23 protein-coding genes are annotated in these 24410 nt (G+C 60.4%); 8 read left to right on the top strand and 15 right to left on the bottom strand.

Annotated features, from left to right (window positions below; all coding sequences use genetic code 11):
* Positions 1–39: 39 nt before the first annotated feature.
* The 3 genes from AC3WK5_RS13020 to AC3WK5_RS13010 all read left to right on the top strand — a co-directional run bounded on the left by AC3WK5_RS13020 (position 40) and on the right by AC3WK5_RS13010 (position 4359).
* A complete protein-coding gene (locus AC3WK5_RS13020) occupies positions 40–1431 on the top strand; it encodes a GntP family permease (RefSeq protein ID WP_103315239.1) in 1392 nt (463 codons plus the stop codon).
* 7 nt (positions 1432–1438) lie between these two features.
* Entirely contained in the window at positions 1439–2212 is a 774-nt protein-coding gene (locus tag AC3WK5_RS13015; protein ID WP_103315238.1) for a 3-hydroxybutyrate dehydrogenase, read from the top strand.
* A gap of 191 nt (positions 2213–2403) precedes the next feature.
* The gene (locus AC3WK5_RS13010) at positions 2404–4359 is read left to right on the top strand and encodes an acetoacetate--CoA ligase (RefSeq protein ID WP_103315237.1); all 1956 of its coding nucleotides are present in this window, start codon (positions 2404–2406) and stop codon (positions 4357–4359) included.
* Positions 4360–4378: 19 nt separating this feature from the next.
* On the opposite strand, the gene AC3WK5_RS13005 is transcribed toward AC3WK5_RS13010, so the two are convergent.
* Entirely contained in the window at positions 4379–5497 is a 1119-nt protein-coding gene (locus AC3WK5_RS13005; protein ID WP_103315236.1) for a PilT/PilU family type 4a pilus ATPase, read from the bottom strand.
* 143 nt (positions 5498–5640) lie between these two features.
* Here AC3WK5_RS13005 and AC3WK5_RS13000 point away from each other — a divergent pair, with 143 nt between their 5' ends.
* Together AC3WK5_RS13000 and AC3WK5_RS12995 are read left to right on the top strand one after the other, a co-directional pair.
* Positions 5641–8178: a PAS domain-containing hybrid sensor histidine kinase/response regulator gene (locus AC3WK5_RS13000; protein WP_103315235.1), complete on the top strand. Its 2538-nt coding sequence runs from the start codon at positions 5641–5643 to the stop codon at positions 8176–8178.
* 53 nt (positions 8179–8231) lie between these two features.
* Positions 8232–8507, top strand: a complete 276-nt coding sequence (locus tag AC3WK5_RS12995) for a peptidylprolyl isomerase (RefSeq protein ID WP_103315234.1) — start codon at positions 8232–8234, stop codon at positions 8505–8507.
* Between the two features lie 57 nt (positions 8508–8564).
* On the opposite strand, the gene kdgK is transcribed toward AC3WK5_RS12995, so the two are convergent.
* The 8 genes from kdgK to AC3WK5_RS12955 form a co-directional block, all read right to left on the bottom strand.
* Complete coding sequence (gene kdgK / locus AC3WK5_RS12990) at positions 8565–9500, bottom strand: 2-dehydro-3-deoxygluconokinase (RefSeq protein WP_103315233.1); 936 nt, start codon at positions 9498–9500, stop codon at positions 8565–8567.
* A gap of 141 nt (positions 9501–9641) precedes the next feature.
* A complete protein-coding gene (locus AC3WK5_RS12985; protein WP_103315232.1) occupies positions 9642–10859 on the bottom strand; it encodes an amino acid deaminase in 1218 nt (405 codons plus the stop codon).
* A gap of 37 nt (positions 10860–10896) precedes the next feature.
* Complete coding sequence (locus tag AC3WK5_RS12980) at positions 10897–11661, bottom strand: IclR family transcriptional regulator (RefSeq protein WP_103315231.1); 765 nt, start codon at positions 11659–11661, stop codon at positions 10897–10899.
* Between the two features lie 148 nt (positions 11662–11809).
* On the bottom strand, positions 11810–12199 hold the full coding sequence (locus tag AC3WK5_RS12975) for a RidA family protein (protein ID WP_054596805.1): 390 nt from the start codon (positions 12197–12199) through the stop codon (positions 11810–11812).
* A 29-nt stretch (positions 12200–12228) separates the two neighbouring features.
* The gene (locus AC3WK5_RS12970) at positions 12229–13026 is read right to left on the bottom strand and encodes an amino acid ABC transporter ATP-binding protein (protein WP_103315230.1); all 798 of its coding nucleotides are present in this window, start codon (positions 13024–13026) and stop codon (positions 12229–12231) included.
* On the bottom strand, positions 13023–13685 hold the full coding sequence (locus tag AC3WK5_RS12965) for an amino acid ABC transporter permease (protein WP_103315229.1): 663 nt from the start codon (positions 13683–13685) through the stop codon (positions 13023–13025). The genes AC3WK5_RS12970 and AC3WK5_RS12965 overlap by 4 nt, the downstream gene beginning before the upstream one ends.
* A gap of 10 nt (positions 13686–13695) precedes the next feature.
* Positions 13696–14358, bottom strand: coding sequence for an amino acid ABC transporter permease (locus AC3WK5_RS12960; RefSeq protein ID WP_054596802.1), 663 nt, complete (start codon positions 14356–14358; stop codon positions 13696–13698).
* Positions 14359–14410: 52 nt separating this feature from the next.
* Complete coding sequence (locus AC3WK5_RS12955) at positions 14411–15259, bottom strand: transporter substrate-binding protein (protein ID WP_054596801.1); 849 nt, start codon at positions 15257–15259, stop codon at positions 14411–14413.
* A gap of 508 nt (positions 15260–15767) precedes the next feature.
* On the opposite strand from AC3WK5_RS12955, the gene AC3WK5_RS12950 reads away from it, so the two are divergent.
* Both AC3WK5_RS12950 and AC3WK5_RS12945 read left to right on the top strand, forming a co-directional pair.
* Entirely contained in the window at positions 15768–16181 is a 414-nt protein-coding gene (locus AC3WK5_RS12950; protein ID WP_103315228.1) for a hypothetical protein, read from the top strand.
* Positions 16182–16353: 172 nt separating this feature from the next.
* Positions 16354–16848, top strand: coding sequence for a thioredoxin family protein (locus tag AC3WK5_RS12945; protein ID WP_103315227.1), 495 nt, complete (start codon positions 16354–16356; stop codon positions 16846–16848).
* 5 nt (positions 16849–16853) lie between these two features.
* Here AC3WK5_RS12945 and AC3WK5_RS12940 read toward each other — a convergent pair whose 3' ends face one another.
* On the bottom strand, positions 16854–17261 hold the full coding sequence (locus AC3WK5_RS12940) for a MerR family transcriptional regulator (RefSeq protein ID WP_054596799.1): 408 nt from the start codon (positions 17259–17261) through the stop codon (positions 16854–16856).
* A gap of 77 nt (positions 17262–17338) precedes the next feature.
* Between AC3WK5_RS12940 and AC3WK5_RS12935 the strand changes: the two genes are divergently transcribed.
* Positions 17339–18562: an NADH:flavin oxidoreductase/NADH oxidase family protein gene (locus AC3WK5_RS12935; RefSeq protein WP_103315226.1), complete on the top strand. Its 1224-nt coding sequence runs from the start codon at positions 17339–17341 to the stop codon at positions 18560–18562.
* 56 nt (positions 18563–18618) lie between these two features.
* Here the strand turns inward: AC3WK5_RS12935 and AC3WK5_RS12930 are convergent, their stop codons facing one another.
* The 5 genes from AC3WK5_RS12930 to AC3WK5_RS12910 all read right to left on the bottom strand — a co-directional run bounded on the left by AC3WK5_RS12930 (position 18619) and on the right by AC3WK5_RS12910 (position 24406).
* Positions 18619–19344, bottom strand: coding sequence for a copper chaperone (locus AC3WK5_RS12930; protein WP_054596797.1), 726 nt, complete (start codon positions 19342–19344; stop codon positions 18619–18621).
* 2 nt (positions 19345–19346) lie between these two features.
* Positions 19347–20906: a tyrosinase family protein gene (locus AC3WK5_RS12925; protein ID WP_158248907.1), complete on the bottom strand. Its 1560-nt coding sequence runs from the start codon at positions 20904–20906 to the stop codon at positions 19347–19349.
* 134 nt (positions 20907–21040) lie between these two features.
* Positions 21041–22684 carry a phospholipase D-like domain-containing protein gene (locus AC3WK5_RS12920; RefSeq protein ID WP_103315224.1) on the bottom strand — a complete coding sequence of 548 codons (1644 nt, stop codon included), beginning with the start codon at positions 22682–22684 and terminating at the stop codon, positions 21041–21043.
* A 58-nt stretch (positions 22685–22742) separates the two neighbouring features.
* Positions 22743–23345 (bottom strand): vWA domain-containing protein, encoded by a 603-nt coding sequence (locus AC3WK5_RS12915; protein WP_103315223.1) that lies wholly within the window; start codon positions 23343–23345, stop codon positions 22743–22745.
* Between the two features lie 53 nt (positions 23346–23398).
* Complete coding sequence (locus AC3WK5_RS12910; protein WP_103315222.1) at positions 23399–24406, bottom strand: magnesium chelatase ATPase subunit I; 1008 nt, start codon at positions 24404–24406, stop codon at positions 23399–23401.
* Between the last annotated feature and the right edge of the window lie 4 nt (positions 24407–24410).

The following is a 24410-nucleotide window of genomic DNA, read 5'->3' as shown; positions in this document are numbered from 1 at the left end:
GCTCCACCCCAAAAAAAATAACAATCCAGGAGACACACCATGAGTGTGATCATTGCCTTGGCGGCCCTCGCGCTGCTGATGCTGGCTGCTTACCGTGGCTACAGCGTCATTCTCTTCGCTCCGATTGCCGCCCTTGGCGCGGTCCTGCTCACTGACCCCTCTGCCGTTGCGCCCGCCTTCACCGGGGTGTTCATGGAGAAAATGGTCGGGTTCGTCAAACTGTACTTCCCGGTGTTCCTGCTCGGCGCGGTGTTCGGCAAGCTGATCGAGTTGTCGGGCTTCTCACGTTCGATCGTCGCTGCTGCGATTCGCCTGCTCGGCACCCGCCAGGCGATGCTGGTGATCGTGCTGGTCTGCGCCCTGCTCACCTACGGCGGTGTGTCGCTGTTCGTCGTGGTATTCGCGGTGTATCCGTTTGCCGCGGAGATGTTCCGTCAGAGCAATATCCCGAAACGGCTGATCCCGGCGACCATCGCTCTCGGCGCATTTTCCTTCACCATGGACGCCCTGCCCGGCACCCCGCAAATCCAGAACATCATCCCCAGCACCTTCTTCAACACCACCGCCTGGGCCGCGCCGTGGCTGGGTTTGATTGGCACGATCTTCGTCTTTTGCGCCGGTATGCTGTTCCTCCAGCGTCAGCGCAACAAAGCCCAGCGCAAGGGTGAAGGCTACGGCACAACGCTACGCAACGAGCCGGAAACCGCCGAAGACGTGAAGCTGCCGAACCCGTGGATCGCGCTCTCGCCGTTGCTGTTGGTGGGCATCATGAATCTGCTGTTCACCCACTGGATTCCACTGTGGTACGGCAAGACCCACAGCCTGAGCCTGCCGGGCATGGCCGCGCCGGTGACCACCGAAATCGCCAAGCTCACCGCGATCTGGGCGGTCCAGGCTGCGTTGCTGGTCGGCATCGTCATGGTGCTGGTGTTCGGCTTCCAGGCAATCCGCGGCAAGCTCGCCGAGGGCAGCAGAAGCGCGGTCAGTGGCGCCTTGCTGGCGGCGATGAACACCGCATCGGAATACGGCTTTGGCGCGGTCATCGCCTCGTTGCCCGGTTTTCTGGTACTGGCCGACTGGCTGAAAAGCATCCCTAACCCGCTGGTCAATGAAGCGATCACCGTGACCCTGCTGGCGGGTATCACCGGTTCAGCCTCGGGCGGCATGAGCATCGCCCTGGCGGCGATGGCCAATGACTTCATCGCGGCGGCCCATGCGGCGAACATTCCGCTGGAAGTGCTGCACCGGGTCGCGGCGATGGCCAGTGGCGGCATGGACACCCTGCCGCACAACGGCGCCGTCATTACCTTGCTCGCGGTAACGGGCCTGACCCACCGCGAAGCCTATAAAGACATTTTCTGTATTACGCTGATCAAGACCCTGGCGGTCTTCGTAGTCATCGGTACTTTCTACGCCACCGGCATTGTGTGAGGCATTCATGACAACTCTTTCGGGCAAAACCGCATTGGTCACCGGCTCCACCAGCGGCATCGGCCTGGGCATCGCACTGAGCCTGGCCAAGGCCGGCGCCAACCTGATCCTCAATGGTTTCGGCGATGCCTCCACCGTCATCGCCCAGGTGCAACAGTTCGGCGGCAAGGTCGGCCATCACCCGGCCGATGTCAGCGACCCCGCGCAAATTGCCGAGATGATCGCCTACGCCGAGCGTGAGTTCGGCGGCATCGATATTCTGGTGAACAACGCGGGCATCCAGCACGTGTCTGCGGTGGAAGACTTCCCCGTGGAGCGCTGGGATTCGATCATTGCGATCAACCTGTCGTCGGTCTTCCACAGCACCCGTCTCAGCCTGCCAGGCATGCGTGCCAAAGGTTGGGGACGGATCGTCAACATCGCCTCGGTACACGGCCAGGTCGGCTCGGTGGGCAAGGCTGCCTACGTCGCCGCCAAGCACGGGGTGATCGGCCTGACCAAAGTGGTCGGCCTGGAAACCGCCACCAGCAACGTCACCTGCAACGCCATCTGCCCCGGCTGGGTACTGACACCGCTGGTGCAGAAGCAGATTGACGACCGCGCCGCAGCAGGGATTGACCCACAACAGGCACAACATGATTTGCTGGCCGAAAAGCAACCGTCGCTGGAATTCGTCACTCCGTCACAACTGGGCGAACTGGTGCTGTTCCTGTGCAGTGAAGCCGGCAGCCAGGTGCGTGGCGCGGCGTGGAATATTGATGGCGGGTGGCTGGCGCAGTAGCCTTTACCCAAACTCTGTGGCGAGGGGGCTTGCCCCCGTCGGCCGGTCCGCGTTCGGGCGCAGCAGTCGCAAGTCCGGCTAATGCGTTGTCCGAGAGTACGCATGCCATTATTGGGGCCGCTTCGCAGCCCAACGCGGGCAAGCCCCCTCGCCACAACAGCGTGCGTGCAGTCATAAAAAAGAGGCCAATCATGTCAGAAGTTCTTTGGCAACCCAGCGCCGAACGCATCGGCAAGACCCGCATGGATGCCTTCCGGCGCTTCAGCAATCAGCGGTACAACCTGGCACTCGCGGACTACCCCGCCCTGCACCAATGGAGCATCGATCAGCGCGAAGATTTCTGGCAGGCCATCGTCGATTTTTTCGAGATCAAGTTTCACCAGCCAGCGAGCGCGGTGCTGCGTGAAGGCCCACAGATGCCCAGCGCCGAGTGGTTCCCCGGCGCCACGCTGAACTTCGCCGAACACCTGCTGCGTCGTCGCGATGACGCAACTGCCGTAATTGCCATCGCCGAGAATGGCCAGCGCGAAAGCTTGAGTTACCGTGAGCTGGCCGAACACGTCGCCGGCCTGCAAAAAAGCCTGAGAGCCGCTGGCGTCGGCCAGGGTGACCGGGTGGCGGCGTGCATGCCGAACACTTGGCAGACCCTGGTGGGCATGCTCGCGACCACCAGTCTGGGCGCGATCTGGTCCTGCTCGTCACCGGATTTCGGCACGCATGGAGTGGTCGACCGCTTCGGCCAGATCGAACCGAAAGTGCTGATCACCTGCGCCGGTTATCGCTACGCAGGTAAAGAGATCGACCAGACCACCAAGATCAACGAAATCCTCGAGCGCCTGCCATCGCTGCAGCAACTGATCATCGTGCCTTATGCCCGGCCACAGGCCCGCGTTGACGATTACAAAACCCAAGCCAACGTCGCGTTGTGGGACAGCGTTTATCGTCCGGGCGGCGAGCCCGGGTTCGTCGCGGTGCCCTTCGCGCATCCGCTGTACATTCTCTACTCCAGCGGCACCACTGGCGTGCCGAAATGCATCATTCACAGCGTCGGTGGCGTGCTGCTGCAACACGTCAAGGAACACGGCTTGCACGTCGACCTCGGGCCTGACGACCGACTGTTCTACTACACCACCTGTGGCTGGATGATGTGGAACTGGCTGGTCTCGGCATTGGCGGTCGGCAGCAGCGTGGTGCTGTACGACGGCTCGCCTTTCCACCCCGGCCCGCAACGCTTGATCGACCTGATCGACAGCGAAGCCATCAGCGTCTTCGGCACCAGCCCGAAATACCTCGCGGCCCTTGAAAGCAATGAGATCCAGCCGCGCCTGAGCCACGACCTGGGCAGCCTGAAAGCCCTGCTCTCAACCGGCTCGGCACTGTCGCCGCAAAGCTACGATTACGTTTATCGCGAGATCAAAAGCGATCTGTGCCTGTCGTCGATGTCCGGCGGTACCGACATCATTTCCTGCTTTCTGGCCGGTAATCCGGTCCTGCCGGTCCGCCGTGGCGAGATGCAGTGCAAGGGCCTGGGCATGGCGGTTGAAGTCTGGAATGAGGCCGGTCAGCCGGTGATCGGTGAAAAAGGCGAACTGGTCTGCACCCGGCACTTCCCGGCGATGCCGATCGGCCTGTGGAACGACTCGCAGCAGGAAAAACTCCGCGCCTCCTATTTCAGCCAGTTTCCGGGCGTCTGGGCTCAGGGCGACTACGCCGAACAACGGCCCAATGGCAGCTGGCTGATCCACGGGCGCTCCGACGCAGTACTCAACCCTGGCGGCGTACGCATCGGCACCGCGGAGATCTACCGTCAGGTGGAAAAAATCCATCAGGTACTGGACTCGGTCGCCATCGGCCAGCAATGGCAGGATGACGTGCGCGTGGTGTTGTTCGTGCGCCTGCGTGACGGCGTAACGCTGGACGAAAAACTTGAGCAGGAGATTCGCCAGGTCATCCGCGCCAATACCACGCCTCGGCATGTGCCGGCGAAGATCGTCGCAGTGACGGATATACCGCGAACCATCAGCGGCAAGGTGGTCGAGCTGGCCGTCAGAAATGTTGTGCACGGCCAGCCGGTGAAAAATACCGATGCACTGGCCAACCCCGAAGCGCTGGAGCAATTTCGGGATCGACCGGAGCTGGCGAACTAAAAATCCGCGTAAGAGAATGTCAGTCCATCAGCCCCCATTCACCGGTTTCGGTGGATGGGGGGGCGGCATTCGGCACACTGTCCGCGTGCAACTTCAGACGCAAGCGCAAGTTATTCACCGAATCGGCGAATTTCAACGCCTCTTCTTCATCGATCGCGCCCTCGACAACCAAATCGAACAACGCCGTATCAAACGTCTTCATTCCCGACTCTGCCGACTTTTCCATGATCTCCTTGAGCTGGTGAAGCTCATTGCGCCGTATCAGATCGCCAATGGTTGGCGTACCCAGCATCACCTCCACCGCCGCCCGGCGCTGCCCATCGCGGGTGCGTACCAGACGTTGGGAAACGAAGGCCTTGAGGTTGTTACCCAGATCATTGAGCAACTGCCCACGGCGTTCTTCCGGGAAAAAGTTGATGATCCGGTCCAGCGCCTGACTGGCGTTGTGGGCGTGCAAGGTGGAGAGCACCAGGTGCCCGGTGTCGGCGAAAGCCAATGCATGCTCCATGGTTTCGCGGTCGCGAATTTCACCGATCAGCACCACATCCGGGGCCTGACGCAGGGTGTTCTTCAAGGCAGCATGAAAGCTGCGCGTATCGACGCCCACCTCACGCTGGTTGATGATCGACTGTTGATGGCGATGGATATACTCCACCGGGTCTTCGATGGTGATGATGTGCCCGCTGCTGTGGCGATTGCGGTAATCGATCAACGCTGCCAGCGATGTCGACTTGCCCGAATCCGTGGCGCCGACGAACAACATCAGTCCCTGTTTGAGCATCACCGTCTCAAGCAACACGGCCGGCAGTTTGAGGTCTTCAAAGCGCGGGATATCGAGTTTGATATTGCGCGCCACGATCGACACGTCATTGCGCTGCTTGAAGATGTTGACGCGAAAGCGCCCGACTCCGACCAGAGAAACCGCCAGGTTCATTTCCAGCTCGCGGTCGAACTCTGCACGCTGCTCGACGTCCATAAGGGCCTCGGCAATCAGGGCGATCTCGCCGGGCTTGAACACTTCATGGGCCAGTGCTCGCAGTACCCCTTTGAAGCGCCCGGTAGGCGGTGCGCCAGTCGACAGGTAAAGATCCGAGCCATCCTGGCTGGCCAGCATTCTTAGCAGCGAGTGAATTTCCATGGCAAAAAAATATCCATTGAGCCTTCCATTGAACGAAAATTGCCAAGGCACGCCACTTTTCACGCGTCCGAGCGTCTACTCCCTCGAAGAATAGTAGATGCACCAGTACTGACAGGTAGCACCGCCCTAATGCAGGAACCCCAATGAACGGATCCCCTACCGGCAGCGACGCCCAGGCCTTGATTGCCCGACTCGACTGGGCACAAAGCCCACTGGGCTCTGCCAGCCACTGGCCGCAGAGCCTGCGTACCGCCGTGGACATCGTGATTCACTCGCCCATGCCCATGCTGTTGTTATGGGGGCCGGAGCTGTCGCAGATCTACAACGACGGCTTTGCGCTGCTGGCCGGCAACAAGCATCCGCAGGCTTTCGGACAACCCACGCACCAGACATGGCCAGAACTTAAAGACTTCACCGACCCCATTTATAGCGCTGTCTTACAAGGCCAAGTGCGTTCCTACAGCGAGCAGCGTTTCAGCCTGCAACGCGATGGTGGCGAATCGGATGTCTGGCTGGACCTGACCTACAGCCCGATTCGTGACGAACGCGGGCAGGTCGCCGGGATCCTGGTCACTGCCATCGAAACCAATGAGCGCCGACGCATCGCCCTGGAACTCAAACAACGCTCTGAGGCCAGTCTCAAGGCCCAACACGAAACCGAAGAGCGCCTGCAACTGGCCCTCGCCGCCACCGACGCGGTGGGCACCTGGGATTGGGATATCGGCGAAGATCGCTTTATTGCCGATGCTCACTTCGCCCAGTTGCACAGTGTTGATCCGGCACTGGCCAGCCAACTGCCCATCACCGAATACCTCAACGGCGTGCACCCGGAAGACCGGGGCATGGTCGCCCGCAGCATCAAGCATTGCATCAGCCATGGCAGCGAATACGCCGAGGAATACCGACTGCTGCAAGCCAGTGGCGAAGTGCGCTGGGTCTTTGCCCGAGGCCGCTGCTACAAGGATCACCACGGTCGCCCCCTGCGTTTTCTCGGTGCCGCTCTGGACCTGACCGAGCGCAAGCACACCGAACAAGCGTTACGGCAAAGCCAGACCGAGCTGCAGCTGATCATCAACGCCATGCCGGTGCTGATCGGCTATGTCGATCATGAACAACGCTTTCGCCTGAACAACAGCGCGTACCTGGACTGGTACGGCATGACCCCGCAGGAGCTGTACGGCAAAACCATTCGCGAAATTCTCGGCGACGAACTCTATGCCACCCGCGTCGAACACATCAGCGCCGCGCTGGCGGGCAAAGCCTGCAGTTTCGAGGCCTATTCACCGCACCGCGACGGCCGACCGCGTTACGCACTTATGAAGTACCTGCCACGCTTTGGTTCTGACGGTGCGGTCAATGGGTTCTACATTTTCGTGATCGACGAAACCGAGCGCAAACAGACCGAGGAAGCCTTGCGCAACCTCAACGAGACGCTGGAAGAACGGGTCGACACACGCACCAAGGCACTGGCTGAAGCCAACCATCGCCTGCAAAACGAGATGTTTGAGCGTGAACGCGCCGAAGATGCGTTGCGCCATGCCCAAAAAATGGAAGCCGTCGGCCAACTCACTGGCGGTATCGCCCACGACTTCAACAACATGCTGACCGGGATTATTGGCAGCCTGGACCTGATGCAGCGCTACATTGCCGATGGGCGTAGCGATGAGATCGGCCGCTTTGCCGATGCGGCCGTGTCGTCAGCCAATCGGGCTGCCGCCTTGACTCACCGGCTGCTGGCATTCTCCCGCCGACAATCGCTGGACCGTCGACCGCTCGAGCCCAACACGCTGGTGCGTTCGCTCGAAGAGCTGTTGCGCCGCACCAAGGGCGAGCATATAGAACTGAAGTTTCAGCTGGCACCGGAAGTCTGGCCGGTCAACACCGATGCCAACCAACTGGAAAACGCCCTGCTCAACCTGGTGATCAACGCCCGCGATGCAATGCCTGAGGGCGGCGAGCTGGTGATTGAAACCGCCAATAGCTACCTCGATGGCAACGACATCAGCACCCTTGAGCCGGTCAAGGCCGGTGACTATGTGATGCTCGGCGTACGCGACAACGGTACCGGCATGACCCCGCGCGTATTGGCCAAGGCCTTCGATCCGTTCTTCACCACCAAACCCATCGGCCAGGGCACCGGGCTGGGGTTGTCGATGATTTATGGCTTCGCCCAGCAATCCGGCGGCCATGTGACCCTCAGCAGTCAGCCGGGACAAGGCACGTCGGTGCGCCTGTATTTGCCACGCCTGCACAACGCGCCTCAGCACAGCTCGCTGGCGGCAGTCAGCCTGGGCAGCCCCTATGCGACGGCGGGCGAGTCGGTGGTGCTGGTCGAAGACGACCCTGCGGTGCGTATGCTGGTGCTCAATGTGCTGAACGAACTGGGCTACATCGCCCATGAGGCGCAAGACGCCAAAAACGCCCTGCCGCTGCTGGAATCTGACCTGCGTATCGATCTGCTGGTAACCGATGTCGGCCTGCCCGGCATGAATGGCCGGCAACTGGCGGAAATCGCCCGTCAGCATCGACCTGGGCTTAACGTGCTGTTCATGACCGGCTACGCGGAAAAAGCCGCCGAACGTCAGGGTTTTCTCGACGAGGGCATGGACCTGTTGGCCAAGCCCTTCACCCTTGAACAACTGGCCGGCAAGATTCGCCACATGATCCGCCGAACCGGATGATTTGAGGCATAATCGCGCCCCGCCGCCACCACCGCTCCAAGGTAACTGCCCCAATGAAAGCTCAAGCCCGCCATATTCTGGTGAAAACCTTTGATGAGGCCGAACAGCTCAAACAACGTATCGCCAAGGGTGAAGCCTTTGATGTGCTGGCCAAGAAGTATTCCACCTGCCCGTCCGGCAAACGCGGGGGTGACCTGGGCGAAGTCCGGCCCGGGCAGATGGTTGGCGCCATCGATGCGGTGATCTTCAAGAAACCGCTGCGTGTCGTGCATGGGCCGATCAAAAGCAAGTTTGGTTATCACCTGGTGCAGGTGTTTTACCGCGATTGAGAACACAGAGGGGGCCCTGTGGTGAGGGGGTTGCCCCCTCACCACATTGACTGTATTTCAATCTTTGGGGATCAGTGCCCCCGGCACCTGAATCACCCGGCTCGCCAACCGATGCCCGGCTTCTGCGGCCTCTGCCGGGCTTGCGCCACGGAGCCGACTGGCCAGATATGCCGCGCTGAACGAATCCCCCGCCGCCGTGGTGTCCACCACCCGTTCGACGCGCAGCGCCGGAACCTCGAACGACTCACCGTCACAGCGAATCAGACACGGCTCGGCGCCGCGCTTGAGCACCACTTCCGGTATGCCGATCTGCTCGTAGGCCGCGAACACCGCCGCCTCATCGGAAAAGCCGAACAACGCCTGTTCATCATCCACTGTCAGCAGTGCCAGATCGACATAGGGCAAGACTTCGCGGTACGCCGTCCGAGCCTGTTCGACGCTGCTCCACAAACGCGGCCGATAGTTGTTGTCAAAGACGATCCGCGCATCCCGCTGACGGGCTTCAATCAGTGTCTCGATGAGCTTTTTACGCCCTGCTTCGCCCAGCACCGCCAGGGTGATGCCACTGAAATACAGCACGTCGTAATCCGCCAGCGCCGCAAGAATCGGTGCCGCCGCCGGCGTGGTAAAGCAATCGCGCACAGCGGCTTCGTTGCGCCAATAGAGAAAACGACGTTCACCCGACGCATCGGTCTGGATGCAGTACAAACCGGGCAAACGTCCCCGCAGCCGCTGGACCATGCCCAGGCCGATACCTTCTTCGGACCAGCTCTGGCACATGGCATCGCTGAAGCTGTCATCGCCCAGCGCGGTGACGTAATCCACCGTGGCCCCATCACCCATTTCACGAGACAGGTAGACCGCGGTGTTCAGGGTGTCGCCGCCAAAACTCTGTTGCAGATTGCCGTCGGCGCGCTGCTGCAACTCGATCATGCACTCGCCGATCAGCGCGATGCGTGGAGTGTTGGGGCCGAGATGGCTGAGGGTGTTCATGGTTGTGGGGTCTCTGGTGATTCAATGTTGTCTGGCAGGACGCCTTCGCGAGCAAGCCCGCTCCCACATTGGATCTCCAGTGTTCACAAGATCAATGTGGGAGCGGGCTTGCTCGCGAAGGCCGCGCCTCGGTCTCAAACCTTAAAAGCAGGTTTCCATGCTTTCGATGACGTTCAACTGTTCATCCACCAGGCAACCGGTGCGCCATTTGTCGAAGGTCAGGCACGGGTGAGACGTACCGAACGAGATGATGTCGCCCACACGCAACTGAACCCCGGGCGCGACCGTCATGAACGCATGCTGATCCATCACCGCCGTCACTGTGCAGGCACTGACGTCATCACCGATCGCTGGCAGCACACCCGCCCGGTAACGCAGCAACGGCACCGGCAGCCCCGCGTCATACGCTACATCGCGCTTGCCCAGGGCAATCACCGCAAACCCCGGCTCCGGCAACGACTGCACATGCGCCCAGACTTCCAGTGCCGGACGCAGGCCTTCATGCAAGTCGCTACGACGATCGAGCACGCAGCATTGCGCTTCCTTGTAGATGCCATGGTCGTGAGCCACGTAACTACCGGGGCGCAGCACGCTGAGGAAACGTCCGCCGGCGTTTTGGGCTTCGAACGACGCGGCGATCAGGTCATACCAGGCCGAGCCCGACGCCGTGATAATCGGCTTGGCGATCGCGAAAGCGCCGCTGTCTTGCAACTGCACCGCGAGGCGTACCAGGGATGCAGCAAACTCGCGGATGCCGCTGACCGCCTGGTCGCCGTGAATCACCCCTTCGTAGCCTTCAATGCCGGTCAATGCCAACCCCGGCTGCGCTTTGATCGCCTCAGCCAGTGCCAGCACTTCGGCTTCGCTGCGGCAGCCGCAACGGCCACCGACCACGCCGTACTCGATCATCACGTTCAAGCGCAGGCCGCGCGCGGCGAAAAATGCCCCGAGGTCGGCAACGTTGTCCGGGTGATCGACCATGCAGTAAAAGTCGAAAGACGGATCTGCCAGCAACTCGGCGATCAGCGCCATGTTTGGCGCCCCCACCAACTGATTGGCCATCAACACCCGGCGCACGCCATGGGCGTAGGCGGCACGAGTCTGCACCGCAGTGGCGAGGGTAATGCCCCAGGCGCCCGCCTCCAGTTGGCGACGAAACAACGACGGGGTCATGCTGGTTTTACCGTGCGGCGCCAGCTCGGCACCGCTGTGGCTGACGAATGCCTGCATCCAGTGAATGTTGTGCTCCAGCGCTTCGCGGTGCAGCACCAGCGCCGGCAGGCTGACGTCACGCACCAGGTTGGCACCGGGCTGGCCGTTGCCCTTTTCCACGGCAGCGATGTTCAAGGCAGAAGGCATGTTCTAACTCCTCACACGCGGCCGCGAACGGCCACTGTTATTCGTTGATGCGACGGGCCAGGTTGTTCGCGCTGTCGATCAGCACCCGGCGATAGTCGTTGTAATTGTTCTTCGCATCGGCCCTTGGGGCGACGATGCACAGGGTCGCAATGGCGACGCCACTCGGGTCTTTCACCGGTGCGGCAAAGCAGTGGGTAAAGGTGTCGGCGACGCTGTCGAAGGAGAAGAACCCGTCGATAGCGGCCTGACGGATTTCCGCCAGAAAACGCTCCAGCGGCAGGCGTTCGCCATCAGGCAGGATGAAGTCCTCTTCATCGATCAGGTCGACGATTTGCTGGTCACTCAAGTGCGCCAGCAACAAGCGCCCGGAAGCGGTCCACGGGATCGGCGCGTTCTCGCCAATGTCCGAGGAAATGCGGAAATGCCGCTCGCCCTCCTTCATCAGCGCCACCGTGTACTTGCGCCCATTGAGCAGGCACATCTGCGCGGTTTCACGGGTCTGGCTGACGATTTCCTGCAAGGCATGATCGGCCTCGCGGCTGAGGTCGAAATGACGCAGATGCGCTTGCCCCAGAAAGTACAGTTGCCGGCCAAGATAGACGTGACCTTCCTTGCCCACCGGTTCGAGAATCCGTCGTTCAAGCAGCGACGCGACCAGTTCGTAGACCGTGGATTTCGGGCTGCCGATACCGCTGGCGATATCGTTCGGGCGCAGCGGCTGGCCAATTTCCTTGAGGAAATCGAGAATATCGAACGCCCGGTCCAGACCGCGAGCCCGGCGCTTGATGGTGTCTTCGGTCATGTCAGTGGGTTCTCATTCAAATTCGCCGGTGAGTTTAACCAGAGTCCTGTACCGACCGTTAGGCCGCCATCGCTGGCAAGCCATGCTCCTACAGAGAAACGCGATCCCCTGTAGGAGCAAGGCTTGCCCGCGATCGGGTCACCGCGGTTCAGGCCTTCTTCTTGTACGCCACACAATCAATCTCGACCTTGCAGTCGACCATCATGTTCGCCTGCACACAAGCCCGGGCCGGGGCGTGTTCCGGGCTGAAGTATTCGGAGAAGACTTTGTTGAAGCTCCAGAAATCCCGTGGATCTTCCAGCCATACGCCCGTACGCACCACGTCTTCCAGGCCATAGCCGGCTTCTTCGAGGATCGCGATCAGGTTGCGCATGGTCTGGTGAGTCTGCTCGACGATCCCGCCGGCAATGATTTCGCCGTCCACCGCTGGCACCTGGCCAGATACGTGCAGCCAGCCATCGGCTTCCACCGCACGGGCGAAAGGACGAGGCTGGCCGCCACCGGCGGTGCTACCGGTGCCGTAACGAGTAATACTCATGAGTGTTTCTCCTGATCTGAAATTGAATGTTAAAAACGCGTGTTCTTGAGAAATTCCGCCAAACGCGGAGATTGCGGGCGTTCGAACAATTCCTTGGGTGGCCCCTGCTCTTCGATACGCCCCTGATTCATGAAAACGATCTTGTCCGAGACTTCAAAGGCAAAACGCATCTCGTGGGTCACCAGCAGCATGGTCATGCCATCCTCGGCCAGGCCCTTGATCACGCTCAATACTTCGCCGACCAGCTCCGGGTCGAGCGCCGACGTCACTTCGTCGAACAGCATCAGGCTCGGGTTCATCGCAATCGCCCGGGCAATCGCCACGCGCTGTTGCTGACCACCCGACAACTGACCCGGATAGTGATCGCGACGTTCCAGCAGGCCGACACGCTCCAGCCATTTTTCCGCCAGCACCACCGCTTCGTCCTTGTGCAGCTTTTTGACTTTCAGCAGGCCAAGGGTGACGTTCTGCAACGCCGTGAGATGGGGAAACAGGTTGAACTGCTGGAACGCCATGCCGGTCATCGCCCGGTGCTGGGCAATGACTTTTTCCGAGTGGCGCACACGCTTGCCGTTGACCTCGTGGTAACCGATGGACTCGCCATCGAGCAGGATCCGCCCGCCCTGGAACTCTTCGAGCATGTTCACGCAGCGCAGCAGCGTGGTCTTGCCCGAGCCGCTGGAACCGATCAGCGTGACCACGTTGCCACGCTGCATGGTCAGGTCGACGCCCTTGAGCACTTCGAGCGGGCCGTATTGCTTGTGCAGATCGCGAATCTCCAGCAGGGCCTGGCTAGCGTTCTTTGTCGAAACTTGAGCTTGAGTCATGGCAAGGCCACCCGCTTTTCAATATGCCGGCCGAGTAATTCGATGGCGTAGTTGATGATGAAAAAGAGAAAACCGGCAAACAGGTAAAACTCCAGGGTCATGAAGGTCCGGGCGATGATCTGCTGGGTACTCAGCAGCAACTCGGCCACACCGATCACCGAGAGCAAGGTCGAAGCCTTGACGATTTCGGTCGACGAGTTGACCCAGGTCGGCAAAATCTGCCGCAGCGCCTGAGGCAGCAGCACGTAAGCGAGAGCCTGATAAAACGTCAGACCGATGGCCTTGCTCGCTTCCATCTGCCCACGTGGCAGCGCTTGCAACGCACCGCGAACGATCTCGGCAACGTGCGAACCGCAGAACAGCGTCAGCCCCAGCACTCCGGCCTGGAACGCATCGATCTGCCAGCCCAGTGCGGGCGCCATGTAGAAGCAGGCCAGCACCAGCACAAACACCGGCGTGCCACGGATCAGGTCGACGTAAAAACGAAACGGCGCGCGCATCCAGAACTTGCCGTAGGTCAGCACCAGCCCGGCAACGATGCCGATCAGGGTGCCCAGCATGATCGCCAGGACAGAGCACTGCACACTGGTCAAAAAGCCCGACCACAGGGTGTCGCGGGCGACCCATAACTCATGCAACCAACTTGGGGACTCGTACATCGGAGCGCTCCTAACGGCGAATCGCCAGACGCTGCTCGAGGTAACGCAGCAGCATCGCGATGAGATAACAGGCCGCAACATAGAGCGCTGTCGTCACCAGCCAGGTTTCAATCACCCGGTAGCTTTCGACGTTGATCTTGCGCGCGTAATAGGTCAGCTCCGGCACGGCAATCGCCGCCGCCAGCGAGGTGTCCTTGAACAGCGAAATGAAGTTGTTCGAGAGCGCCGGCAACACGTTGCGCAACATCACCGGCACGGTGACGTACGCCTTGACCTGCCACTCCCCCAGACCAATCGCCAGCCCGGCTTCACGCAGGCCTTTGGGGATGCTCAACAACCCGCCACGGAACACTTCGGTCAGGTACGCCCCGGCATACAACGACAGGGTGATGATGAACGACGGCAGCTTGTCCAGCCGGATACCCAGGCTCGGCAGCGCAAAGTAGATCAGCAGAATCAACACCAGAATCGGCGTGTTACGGATCACCGTCACGTACACCGACGCCAGCACCCGCAATGCGCGGTGCTTTGAGAGCAAAGCAAACGCCATCAGCAGGCCGATCACGCAACCGATGGCGATCGACACCAACGCCAGTTCAAGACCCAGGCCGAGCCCCGCCAGCAAGGTGTCGAAATCGCGCCAGACGGCGGCAAAGTTCAACTGATAGTTCATGGTCAGCAGTACCTTGAGCGGGGCGCGTTATTGGCGCCCCACTCTCACGGGATCATTTGAATTCGACAGGGAAGCCAATTGCCGGGGAAGGCAGATCGACACCAAACCACTGTTTGAAGGACGCCGCGTAAGTCGGGAACTCAACGCCGGTCATGGCTTCATGCAAGACGGTATTGACGAAATTCAGCCAGTCCTGATCGCCGCGCTTGACCGCGCAGGCGTAGGTTTGCGGGCTCCAGGCATAGGTCGGGCTGCGATAGCGGCCAGGGTTCTGCACCATCAGGTATTTGACCGAAGACTGGTCGGTGGCAGCGGTGTCGGCACGGCCGGAGTTCACTGCCTGGTACATCAAGTCGACGCTGTCGTATTGGTCAACCTTGGCCTTGGGCAGCGCCTGGTGCACCAATTCTTCGGCATAGACGTTTTGCAGTACTGCCACGGTGACGCTGTCGCCGGCCGCCTTCAGGTCTTCGATTTCCTTGTACTTGCTGTTGGCCGGCAACAGCAGGCCAACGCCTTCGCGGTAGTACGGCAGGGTGAACGCCACTTGCTGCGCACGGCTGGCGGTGACGGTAATGAACTGGCAGCTCATGTCGACCTTGTCGGTCAGCAAATTCGGAATCCGCGCGTCTGACGACTGCACCACGAACTCGACCTTGCTCGGGTCATTGAACAAACCCTTGGCGACCATCCGCCCGATGTCGATATCAAAACCCTGCAATTTTCCGTCCGCGCCCTGAAAGTGCCACGGCGCGTTGGTGCTGCCCGTGCCCACGATCAAATGCCCGCGCTTCAACACATTGTCGAGCCTGCTGTCCGCCGCCTGGGCAATGCCCACGGCAGAGGCTGTGGCCGCAAAGAGAAAAACACACGCTGTAAACAAGGAAAGTCGACGCTGCATGACGGGCACTCCAGGATGATGTTTATTCCGCTATACCGGAACATGGTATGTAACAACGGAATAGACAGCAGAAAGTGTGCCATAGCCCGAACGGAAAATCCCAAGGCAAATGAAATGTGAATCGAATCAACGGGATATGTGAAAGCACAAAAAAGGCGTTACCAAACGACGCAGCGCACAAGCGCTACCGTTGGCTACAGGCACGGGTAGTTGGGCCCCAATTGAGGGCGAGCGAGCCGATACGTGTCACGAAAACCGTCAACCACTCGACCCTATTGTCAGGCGCTTTACGCTATGACCTTGAGCAAACCTCTGATCCCTCCCCGGTTGTAGCTCAGGTCATCGATACCACCATTCGTCGACATCTCTAACTGACCTGTCAGATCTGACAGTTGTAGGTTGCTTGTTTCTGGCGCTCAATCTTTTTACCCCGACTTCAGAGGCCTTTCAGATGTCGCTGAGTCGTGATGATCAACTTCGCGTAACACCCACTTACAGGAGTTTCCAAATGTCCCAACAGCCCGCAGAAAATAATTTGCTGCTCAATGGTGACTTTTCACGGAAGGGAGAGCACTGGACACCTAACTCGCCAGCAAAGGTCGAGTATTCCGAGGATTCCTGTGCCTTGCAGGTTAATGCCCAGATTACTCAGCGCGTTACGGTCGAAGGTGAGGGAGAATTCAAGTTTTCCGTAAAAATGAAAACCGACAGTGGGTCAGCGTGTCAGGCAACGGTCGTGATGCATCCCTCCAAGCAGCGCAAACAACTCGATCTGGGCGGCGGCATGCACTGGACTGAAAAGGAACTTCACTTCTCGGCTCCAGCTGACACTCAGCACATGGAAGTCAAGTTGCTGGCAAACGATGGCGTAAGCAGCGTCTTCGGGTCGCGTTTTGATGATGTGGTGCTCAAACGGCTCTGAATGACGCAGTGGCTTGACAGCGGTCCGTCAATTCTCCTGACGGACCCGTTCGAACTCGCAACTTCTTTTAGTCTTTAGGTCTTTGTCAGTGAACGCAGCACGAACAGTTCTCACGTTCCGATCATATTGAATACGTACTGGCTCCAACGTTTTCTGTGCAAAGGACTATTCCGTGAATCCAAAAACCGCTCCCATTACCCTGGCGCCGCAATACCGCCGGGCATTGAGGACTTACCGCCCGGTCGTCCTGTATTTCGCTCATCCGCACTGCTACGCCTGTGAGTTTGCCGGGCCGATATTTCGGGCGACGGCCGAGGCCTATAAAGATCGCGCCGAGTTTTACATGTTGAATACAGCCGAATCCCCCCGTCACCCCAAGGTCAGCGGCACCCCCACGGTGTTGTGCTATTGCAACGGGAAACTGCTGAGAAAGCTCAAAGGTTTTGATAGTGCGGAGACTTTGAACAACGTGTTTATCGCTCTCTTGGGCAAGGCTCGCGCTAAACCTGTCCCACGCAGACCGCAGCGTGACCTGCAATGGTTACGGCAACCCCTTGGCTCTTTACGCACCGTTCCACGGGCGCATCAGTTGCTCGCTCATCGCAGCGCGAAGACTTCGAAACCCTCGTCTCCAGTCTCTGCCGACGGTTGCACCAATCAGAACTGAACGCATCAGTGGTGCTTGAGCGTCGCCAGCACGCGCTCGGCGTTCTCCGAACACGCCATCCCCTCAGGCCGGTCCTTGATGGTCTCGATCATGCCCAGCAACTTCGCCTTGCTCTGCGCCAGATGCTGTTGCATCTCTTCGATCTGTCCGACCTTGTGCTCAAGGCTCGACACCAGTTCGTCGTGCCTGAGCTCACCCTGCTTTGGACTGGTGAGCAACTGCTTGAGCTCTTCCAGGCTGAACCCGGCCTGCTGCGCACACTGGATGATTTGCAGGGTTTGCAGCACCTCTGCCGGGTAGCGCCGATAACCGTTGGCCAAGCGCTGGACCTGGCCGATCAACCCCTGGCTTTCGTAAAACCGGATGCGCGAAGCGCTCAGGCCGCTCATTTGCGCCAACTCACCAATCTTCATCAGAACCTCATTACCACGCTTGACATTAAAGTTAACTTTAAGCTTAGCCTCACCTCTCCACTACTGAGGAGTCAAGCATGTCGCCCTTTCACGCGTTGAATCTGCCCAACGGCCAGACGATCGGCAATCGCATCGCTAAAGCGGCGATGGAAGAAAACCTTGCCGACACTGATCAAGCCCCCTCACAGGCCTTGATGCAGCTCTATCGGGCCTGGGCTGATGGCGAGGCCGGCCTGCTGCTGACCGGTAATGTAATGATCGACCGTCGGGCCATGACCGGTCCCGGCGGTGTGGTGCTGGAAGATGAACAGCACCTTGAACGTTTCCGTCAATGGGCTGCGATTGGTCGGGCCAAGGGCGCACAGTTCTGGATGCAGCTCAACCATCCCGGGCGCCAGACCATGGCCAATCTCGGTCAACCCGCCTGGGCGCCGTCTGCCGTGGCGCTGGAAATGGGACAGTTCTCGAAGATGTTCGCCCAGCCCACACCGATGAGCGAAGACAACATCCAGGAGGTCATCCAGCGCTTCGCCACCAGCGCTGCCCTGGCCGAAAAAGCCGGTTTTACCGGTGTGGAAATTCACGCGGCGCATGGCTACCTGATCAGTCAATTCCTGTCGCCATTGAGCAATCGACGAACCGACCGCTGGGGCGGTTCGCTGGAAAATCGCGCGCGCTTGTTGATTGAAGTGGTGAACGCCGTTCGTGCAGCCGTCACGGCAGACTTTTGCGTCGCGGTGAAACTCAATTCCGCCGACTTCCAACGCGGCGGCTTCGATGCCGACGATGCGCGGCAGGTCATCGACCTGCTCAACCCGCTCGCCATCGATCTGCTGGAGTTGTCGGGTGGCAGCTATGAAGCTCCGGCGATGCAAGGCGAAGCCCGCGACGGTCGGACTCTGGCGCGCGAGGCCTACTTCCTCGAAATGGCCGGTGAACTGGCGAGCCGGGCACAGATGCCGGTAATGGTGACTGGCGGTATCCGACGCCTGCCGGTTGTCGAACAGGTGCTGGCCAGCGGCATTGCCATGGCCGGTATCGGCACCGCGCTGGCGGTCGAGCCGTTGCTGGTCAAACTGTGGCGCGAGGGACATGACAGCCACCCACAATTGCCGCCGATCACCTGGAAACGCAAGCCCTTGGCGGCACTGGCCAACATGGCCGTGGTGCGCTTTCAGATCCAGCGCCTGAGCCGCGGTCGCCAGCCAAAACCTGCGGTGTCGGCACTCTGGGCGTTGATTCTCGACCAGTTGTACATCGCCAAACGCACGCGCCAGTACCGGGCAGCGATGAGCAAATAGCCGGATGGCTTATGCAATCCTCGTGGAGCTACCTGCGGCCGCTCCACGGGTGAGGGTCAGCGAAACAGGCGGGGCCAGTGCCATCGAACGGGTCGAGGACGCTTGAACCGTTCCCAGAGCATCCAGCCCATGCTCACCAGCATCAGCGGCACATGCCCCTGCTCTGCCAGCATCGGCAACAACATCAGGGCCCAGCACGAGCCGACGCACCAGCCTGCGCTGACCACACCATAGGCCAGACAATCCTTGATAAACCCCCAGCCGAACGCCGAAATCCTTGGCTGGTGATGACAGCGGTTCAGGTACCGTTGTTTGAGCGGCGAGGCCTGCCACACCAGGCACACGGCCAAAGTAACGACAAACGCCATCGCCTGCGAAACCCCAAGCATCACCCGCGCCGCGACTACCAAGGTCATGAGCAGCAGACCGGCTAGCGTCCAGACGCTGGTGAAACCCAGCACAAACAACACCACCGCCTGCCAGCGCTTCCTCAGCAAACTGCGTTGCCATACATACGTCAGCGGATGGACCAGCAGCAAAGGAGTCATCGCCAGCAACATCGATAGCCATGAAACCACCAACTGGCGAGGAGGATTGAACAGCAACGCCTGTTCAATCCCCTGCCAGCTCGCGGCATAAGCAAGAGGCACGAAGGCTCCGCAGAATGCCGGGATAGACAGCATCTGCACCGAACCGAGGAGCAGCCCCCAACCTGCCAGGCTGATCAGGATCAGCCACGGCAGGAAGCCTCGGGTCACGGCCTGGATGAGGTATGCCCCCATCTTCAGTCGCCTTGCCGATAGACACTCACACGACCGACCGTGATGTTGTCCTCGGCCTGAACATCGGTCACCGGCACAAAGCGCACTTGCAATTTCGCCAGAACCGGATGGCCGCTGGCACTGAGCTTGTCGAAGACATCAGTGATTTCCAGCACATGGCTCACACCCTTGCCGCCATGCTGGCTGTCCGGGCTGCTGGCCTTGCGCACGCCAAACAGCGAGATCGACCCAACGTATTGGTCAGGCAGCGCCGACAACTGTCCCTCGACCGGCAGACTGATGTACACGTCGAAGGTCGCCGCGTCATTGTTTCCGCGGATGTTTTCCAGGTTGAGGTACACCCGGTCCAGGGAATGCTCCGCAACCGTGGGGGCAAAGGCCCGGGATTTCAGGTTGCCCATCAGCTTGCCCGAGGTGCTCTGGTCGAGTTGCAACGGCGTCTCGACTGTAGCGCCGGTCAAGGCGATGGCTTTGTCATTGGCGCCGAGCAGTTCGGCGGGTGATTGGGCGCTCATGGATTTTTCCTTCACTACTGCCGCACCAAGAGGCTCGGGGCTTGCGCCCAAGGTTTCCAAGCGTTGTTGGAATGCCCGGGTACCGTGCAGCGGGTCGGACGTATCCTCATAACTATAATCCAGCTTCGGTGCCCGGGTATCGAGCATGTCAGACACCTTGAACGGCCACGAATCGCCGCTGACCGTCGGCACCACGAACCCCCGACCCGGGGTCGGCGGACCATTGAGCCACGCACTGTTGACCGGGTTGCGGTTCTGCCGGTCACGCTGCAGCCACACGTCCCAGAGCCGGTCGATGTTGGCGTGATGCAGCCAGAATATCGGGTCCAGACCAGCGGTATCCGGATCGATCATCAACCCCGGCACCCGGCTGCCCTGTTGCTGGCCGCCCACGGCGACGTGCACGTAGTTGTGCGGTTGCGACTCGAGCCGGCCGCTGACCTGGCCATAGTGCTCGAACACCGTGACCGGGCCGCCAAAACCTGGAGAGCCACCGCCGGAACCGCCGGCGAAATCATGATCGGTAAGGGCCGGACGCAGATTGATCCGCTGCTCGTTGAGCACCACCACCCCGTTACCGGTCGGGCCAAACCGGCGAGCTACAAACAAGGGATTCTGCTCACCGTTGGGCAACGTGGTCGCCGCGAAACAGGCCGGAAGCTTCAGCGTCTGCTGGTTCTCGTTGTAGTTCCAATACGGCAGGGCCCAATCACTTGGCCCTCCGAGGCTGACGATAGCCTTGCGGACGATCTGCTCGAATGAAGCAAGATAGCCGCGGTGCCACGGCAAAAAGTACCAGCTCTGGTGCTGACACTGGTTCCAGTAGGTGTCCTGATCTGCCTGGGACGGTAGCTGCTCACCCCGTCGCAGATAACCGGCGCTTTGCCAAAGGGGAATATCGATACCGTGAATCGCCGCCAGAAACCGCCAACTGGTGCGGTCAGTGATCGGTCGTTGTTGAAGGACTCCGACGCCACGCGCATACCACAACAAGGTATCGCTCCAGCCAGAACCCAGCTTCCATACATCACGCCGTACATGTGCCATGGTAGTTCTCCCTGAAAAACCGCGTGAATGAGGAGCGCACTCCTCAACAAGCAACGGTAGATCAGGTGCCGCACAGCCCCTGTGAAAGCAGACCGGCGGCATGACCTTCACGGCCAGGCAGAATCGGCGATCATTTACCGCCCGGAAAAACGCAACCGCGAGAGCATTCGCAGGTCGCCGTCCAGGTAATAGGCGTTGGTCCAACTGTCATCCACCGCCAGGGGCGGAACCTGCTTGAGGTCCTCTTGCCTGGCGGCATAACGAAAACGGTAATGCTCGTAGAAGCGCAGCAATTCCAGGCCATAGCGGTCGGCCAGATCGGTGTCGCCGCGAATGATCAGGAAGTTTTCGTCGTTGCCTTCACTGGCATTGATGCTCAGGTTGTGGCTGCCGCTGATGATGATCGGCGCGTCGGTGGTAAAGTCGACGACGATGGCTTTGAGGTGCACCAGCAAATCGCCCTTCTGGCCTTTCATGCTTTCCTTGAGCCAGCCTTCGATACCGGTGTTGAGCAACGCGGTGGCGGCGAAATCGGCCGTGCGGTCGGCGTGATAACCGGTGATGCGGCTGGCAGTGTTTTGCAGGCCATAGCGCAGCACATCGTCGTGAGGTTGGCCGAGCAAGGCGTTGAGGATTTCGTCCGGCAGCGCGAACGCGGTGACAAACAGAACGTCCTTCTTCGCCGCATTGATGATCTCGACGAATTGCTGCAGATCGGCCTGGCCGGTACGCGGTGAGAAGCCGACAAACAACGGCTGTGACGGGTCCATCGGGTTGTTCTTGGTCAACCAGCTGCGTGTAGCACCCACGTCGGCCGGCGCAGCCCAGATCTGCTCGAACACTTGCAAATAACGGACACCCACAGCGGTATTGTCCAGCACATGCACCACGTTGGCCTGGCGGTAGACGCCGTTGTCGGTGAAATTGGTACTGCCGCACAGCACCGATTGCGGCCGATATTCACCACCATCGATCTTGCTCAGCACGATGAATTTGTCATGGAAGATCGCGTGGGTCACCCGCCCCCGCTTGCTCTCGTCGGGAAGCTTCGCCAGGCTCTCTTCATTCATGGTGGTGTCGGCATCACCGGGCTTGGCGTGATACAGCACCCGAACCTTGGCACCGCGCCCAAACGCCGCGTTGACCGCATCGATAATGGTCGGCAGTTGATACTCGTAAATCGCGATGTCCAGCGCCCACTGGCCATCCACGGCGCGCTCGATGAAACCGGTGATCTGCTCCAGCAAGCCGTTCTCCAGCCATTGCCGTGGTGCGGCGGGCCAGTCGTCGAGGGACAGGTTCTTGTTGGCGCTCAGCTGTGCGTCGAGCTCGGGGAACTTGCGGGAGAATGCCTGGCTGGCCGCCACCGCACGATTGAAAATGACATGCTGGCCCGCCGGCAGGCCATTGTCGGTGGTAACCGTCACCGCCAGGGCCTCGCCCAATTGCGGCGCATCCGGCGTGCCATAGGCCAGATGCACCCGATAGTTGATCGTCACGCCCGGATTCACCGCGTAATCAGCCCAGCGAAATTTCTGCAACGGTGCGCTGTCGCTGGGCGTCGCGTTGTACTGGGGAAAGGTGTGGGCCTTGCCGGGGAAGGTCAGGCTGTTGAACAAAAACTCCCAAGGCCCGCTGCCTTGCTGTTTTTCGATGGCGAAACCGAGCAGGCCTTTGCGTCGGGGTTCGGCCAGGTCCATGGCCAGTAACACACCGTTGGTACCGGCATAGGCTTTGACCCGGAAATCGTCCTGACTGTTAGCGGCTAGAACACGCATGATCCACTCCTGTGATGAGCTGAATCCACAGCATAGGTGCTGTGGGTAATTCGGCAGATTAAAGCGTGTCGATATGTCGATAGTCTGCGTTCAATTCGTGCGCCAGGACCTTCGCCCGCCCCAATCGAATCGGCCCGCGCTCGATGTCCACCAGCAGCGCCGGGCAATTGAGCGCCACCTGCATTGGCGTGTTTTTTAGACGGCCATCGGTCAACAGCAACACGCGTTGTTGCTCTGCCGGGAAACGCTTTTGCCGCAACGCCAACCAATGCGTCGCCTCATCCAGCGCCGCGAACAACGGCGTGCCTCCGCCCGCACCGAGTGCGTCGAGCCAGTCGCGCAGGCTGGCTGAGGCTTTCAGGCCTTGCACTTGCCACTTCGGCGCAGCACCACTGGCGGTCAACAGCGCCAGTCGCGCACGTTGGCGATAGGCGTCGTCGAACAATTGCGCCAGCAGGCCTTTGGCGTCGCTCAACGCCTGATGACGCCGGGTCGAGGCCGAGGCATCGACAATCACCAGCCACAGCTCGTGAGGTGAACGACTGCGCAGGTGAAACAGCAGATCTTCGCGCTGACGCGGACGGCCGTTGAGCAGCGTGCCGGGCCAATTGACCGAGCCGTTTTGGCTGGCTCGACGCTGACCTTGCCTGCCATTTTTCAGGCGTCCTGCGCGGGGTTTGGCATTCGCCCCCGCATCAGATCGAGGGCGAATGCCTAGGGCTTTTTTGGCCAGCTCGGCACTTCACGGCGGGCGCCGGTGGGTAATGCCTGCGCGGGCATTTCACCCCACTGGCCCTGGCCTTCGCCGGGGTTCGGTTGTTGGGTTGCGGACGAGTCTGGCGTGGTGTTCTGGCGCGGCGCAGACGGCGGCGTGTCGCGACGCCGATGGCGCAAGGCAAACTCGGCGACGGCATCGATATCGTCCTCGCTGATCGCCCCGGCCCCACGCCACGCCGCATGGGCGCGAGCGGCACGCAGCCAGACCAGGTCAGCGCGCAAGCCGTCGACCCCGGCGGCAAAACAACGCTCGGTGATCTGCGCCAGCGCCTGATCATCCAGAGGAATGTTCGCCAGTGCCGTACGTGCACCTTGGCAGCGTTCACGCAATGCCTGCTGCTGAACTTCCCAGTCGGCGCAAAAAGCCTGGGGGTCGCTGTCGAAGTCCAGCCGGCGACGGATGATCTGACCACGCTCAAGCGGCGCCGTGTGACCGCTGAGGGCGACGTTCAGGCCGAAACGGTCGAGCAGTTGCGGACGCAGCTCGCCCTCTTCCGGGTTCATGGTGCCGATCAGTACAAAGCGCGCCGAATGCCGATGGGAAATGCCGTCGCGTTCGATCAGGTTGGTGCCGCTGGCAGCGACGTCGAGCAACAGATCCACCAGGTGATCGGGCAGCAGATTCACTTCATCGACATACAACACGCCGCCGTCGGCCTTGGCCAACACACCGGGGGAAAACTGCGCACGGCCTTCACCCAGCGCGGCGTCCAGGTCGAGGGTGCCGACCAGTCGCTCTTCAGTCGCGCCCAACGGCAAGGTGACGAACTGCCCGCTGGCGAGCAGGTCCGCCAGGCCACGGGCCAATGTCGACTTGGCCATGCCCCGCGGGCCTTCGATCAGCACACCGCCGATTTTCGGGTCGATGGCCGTCAGGCACAGCGCCAGTTTCAGGGCATCGGCGCCGACCACGGCGGAGAGCGGGAAATGCGGGGTGTCGGTCATCGGG

The organism is Pseudomonas sp. FW306-02-D09B, from assembly GCF_058782685.1.
Note: the sequence above shows the minus strand (reverse complement) of the source record. Positions and strands in the feature narration are given on the sequence as shown.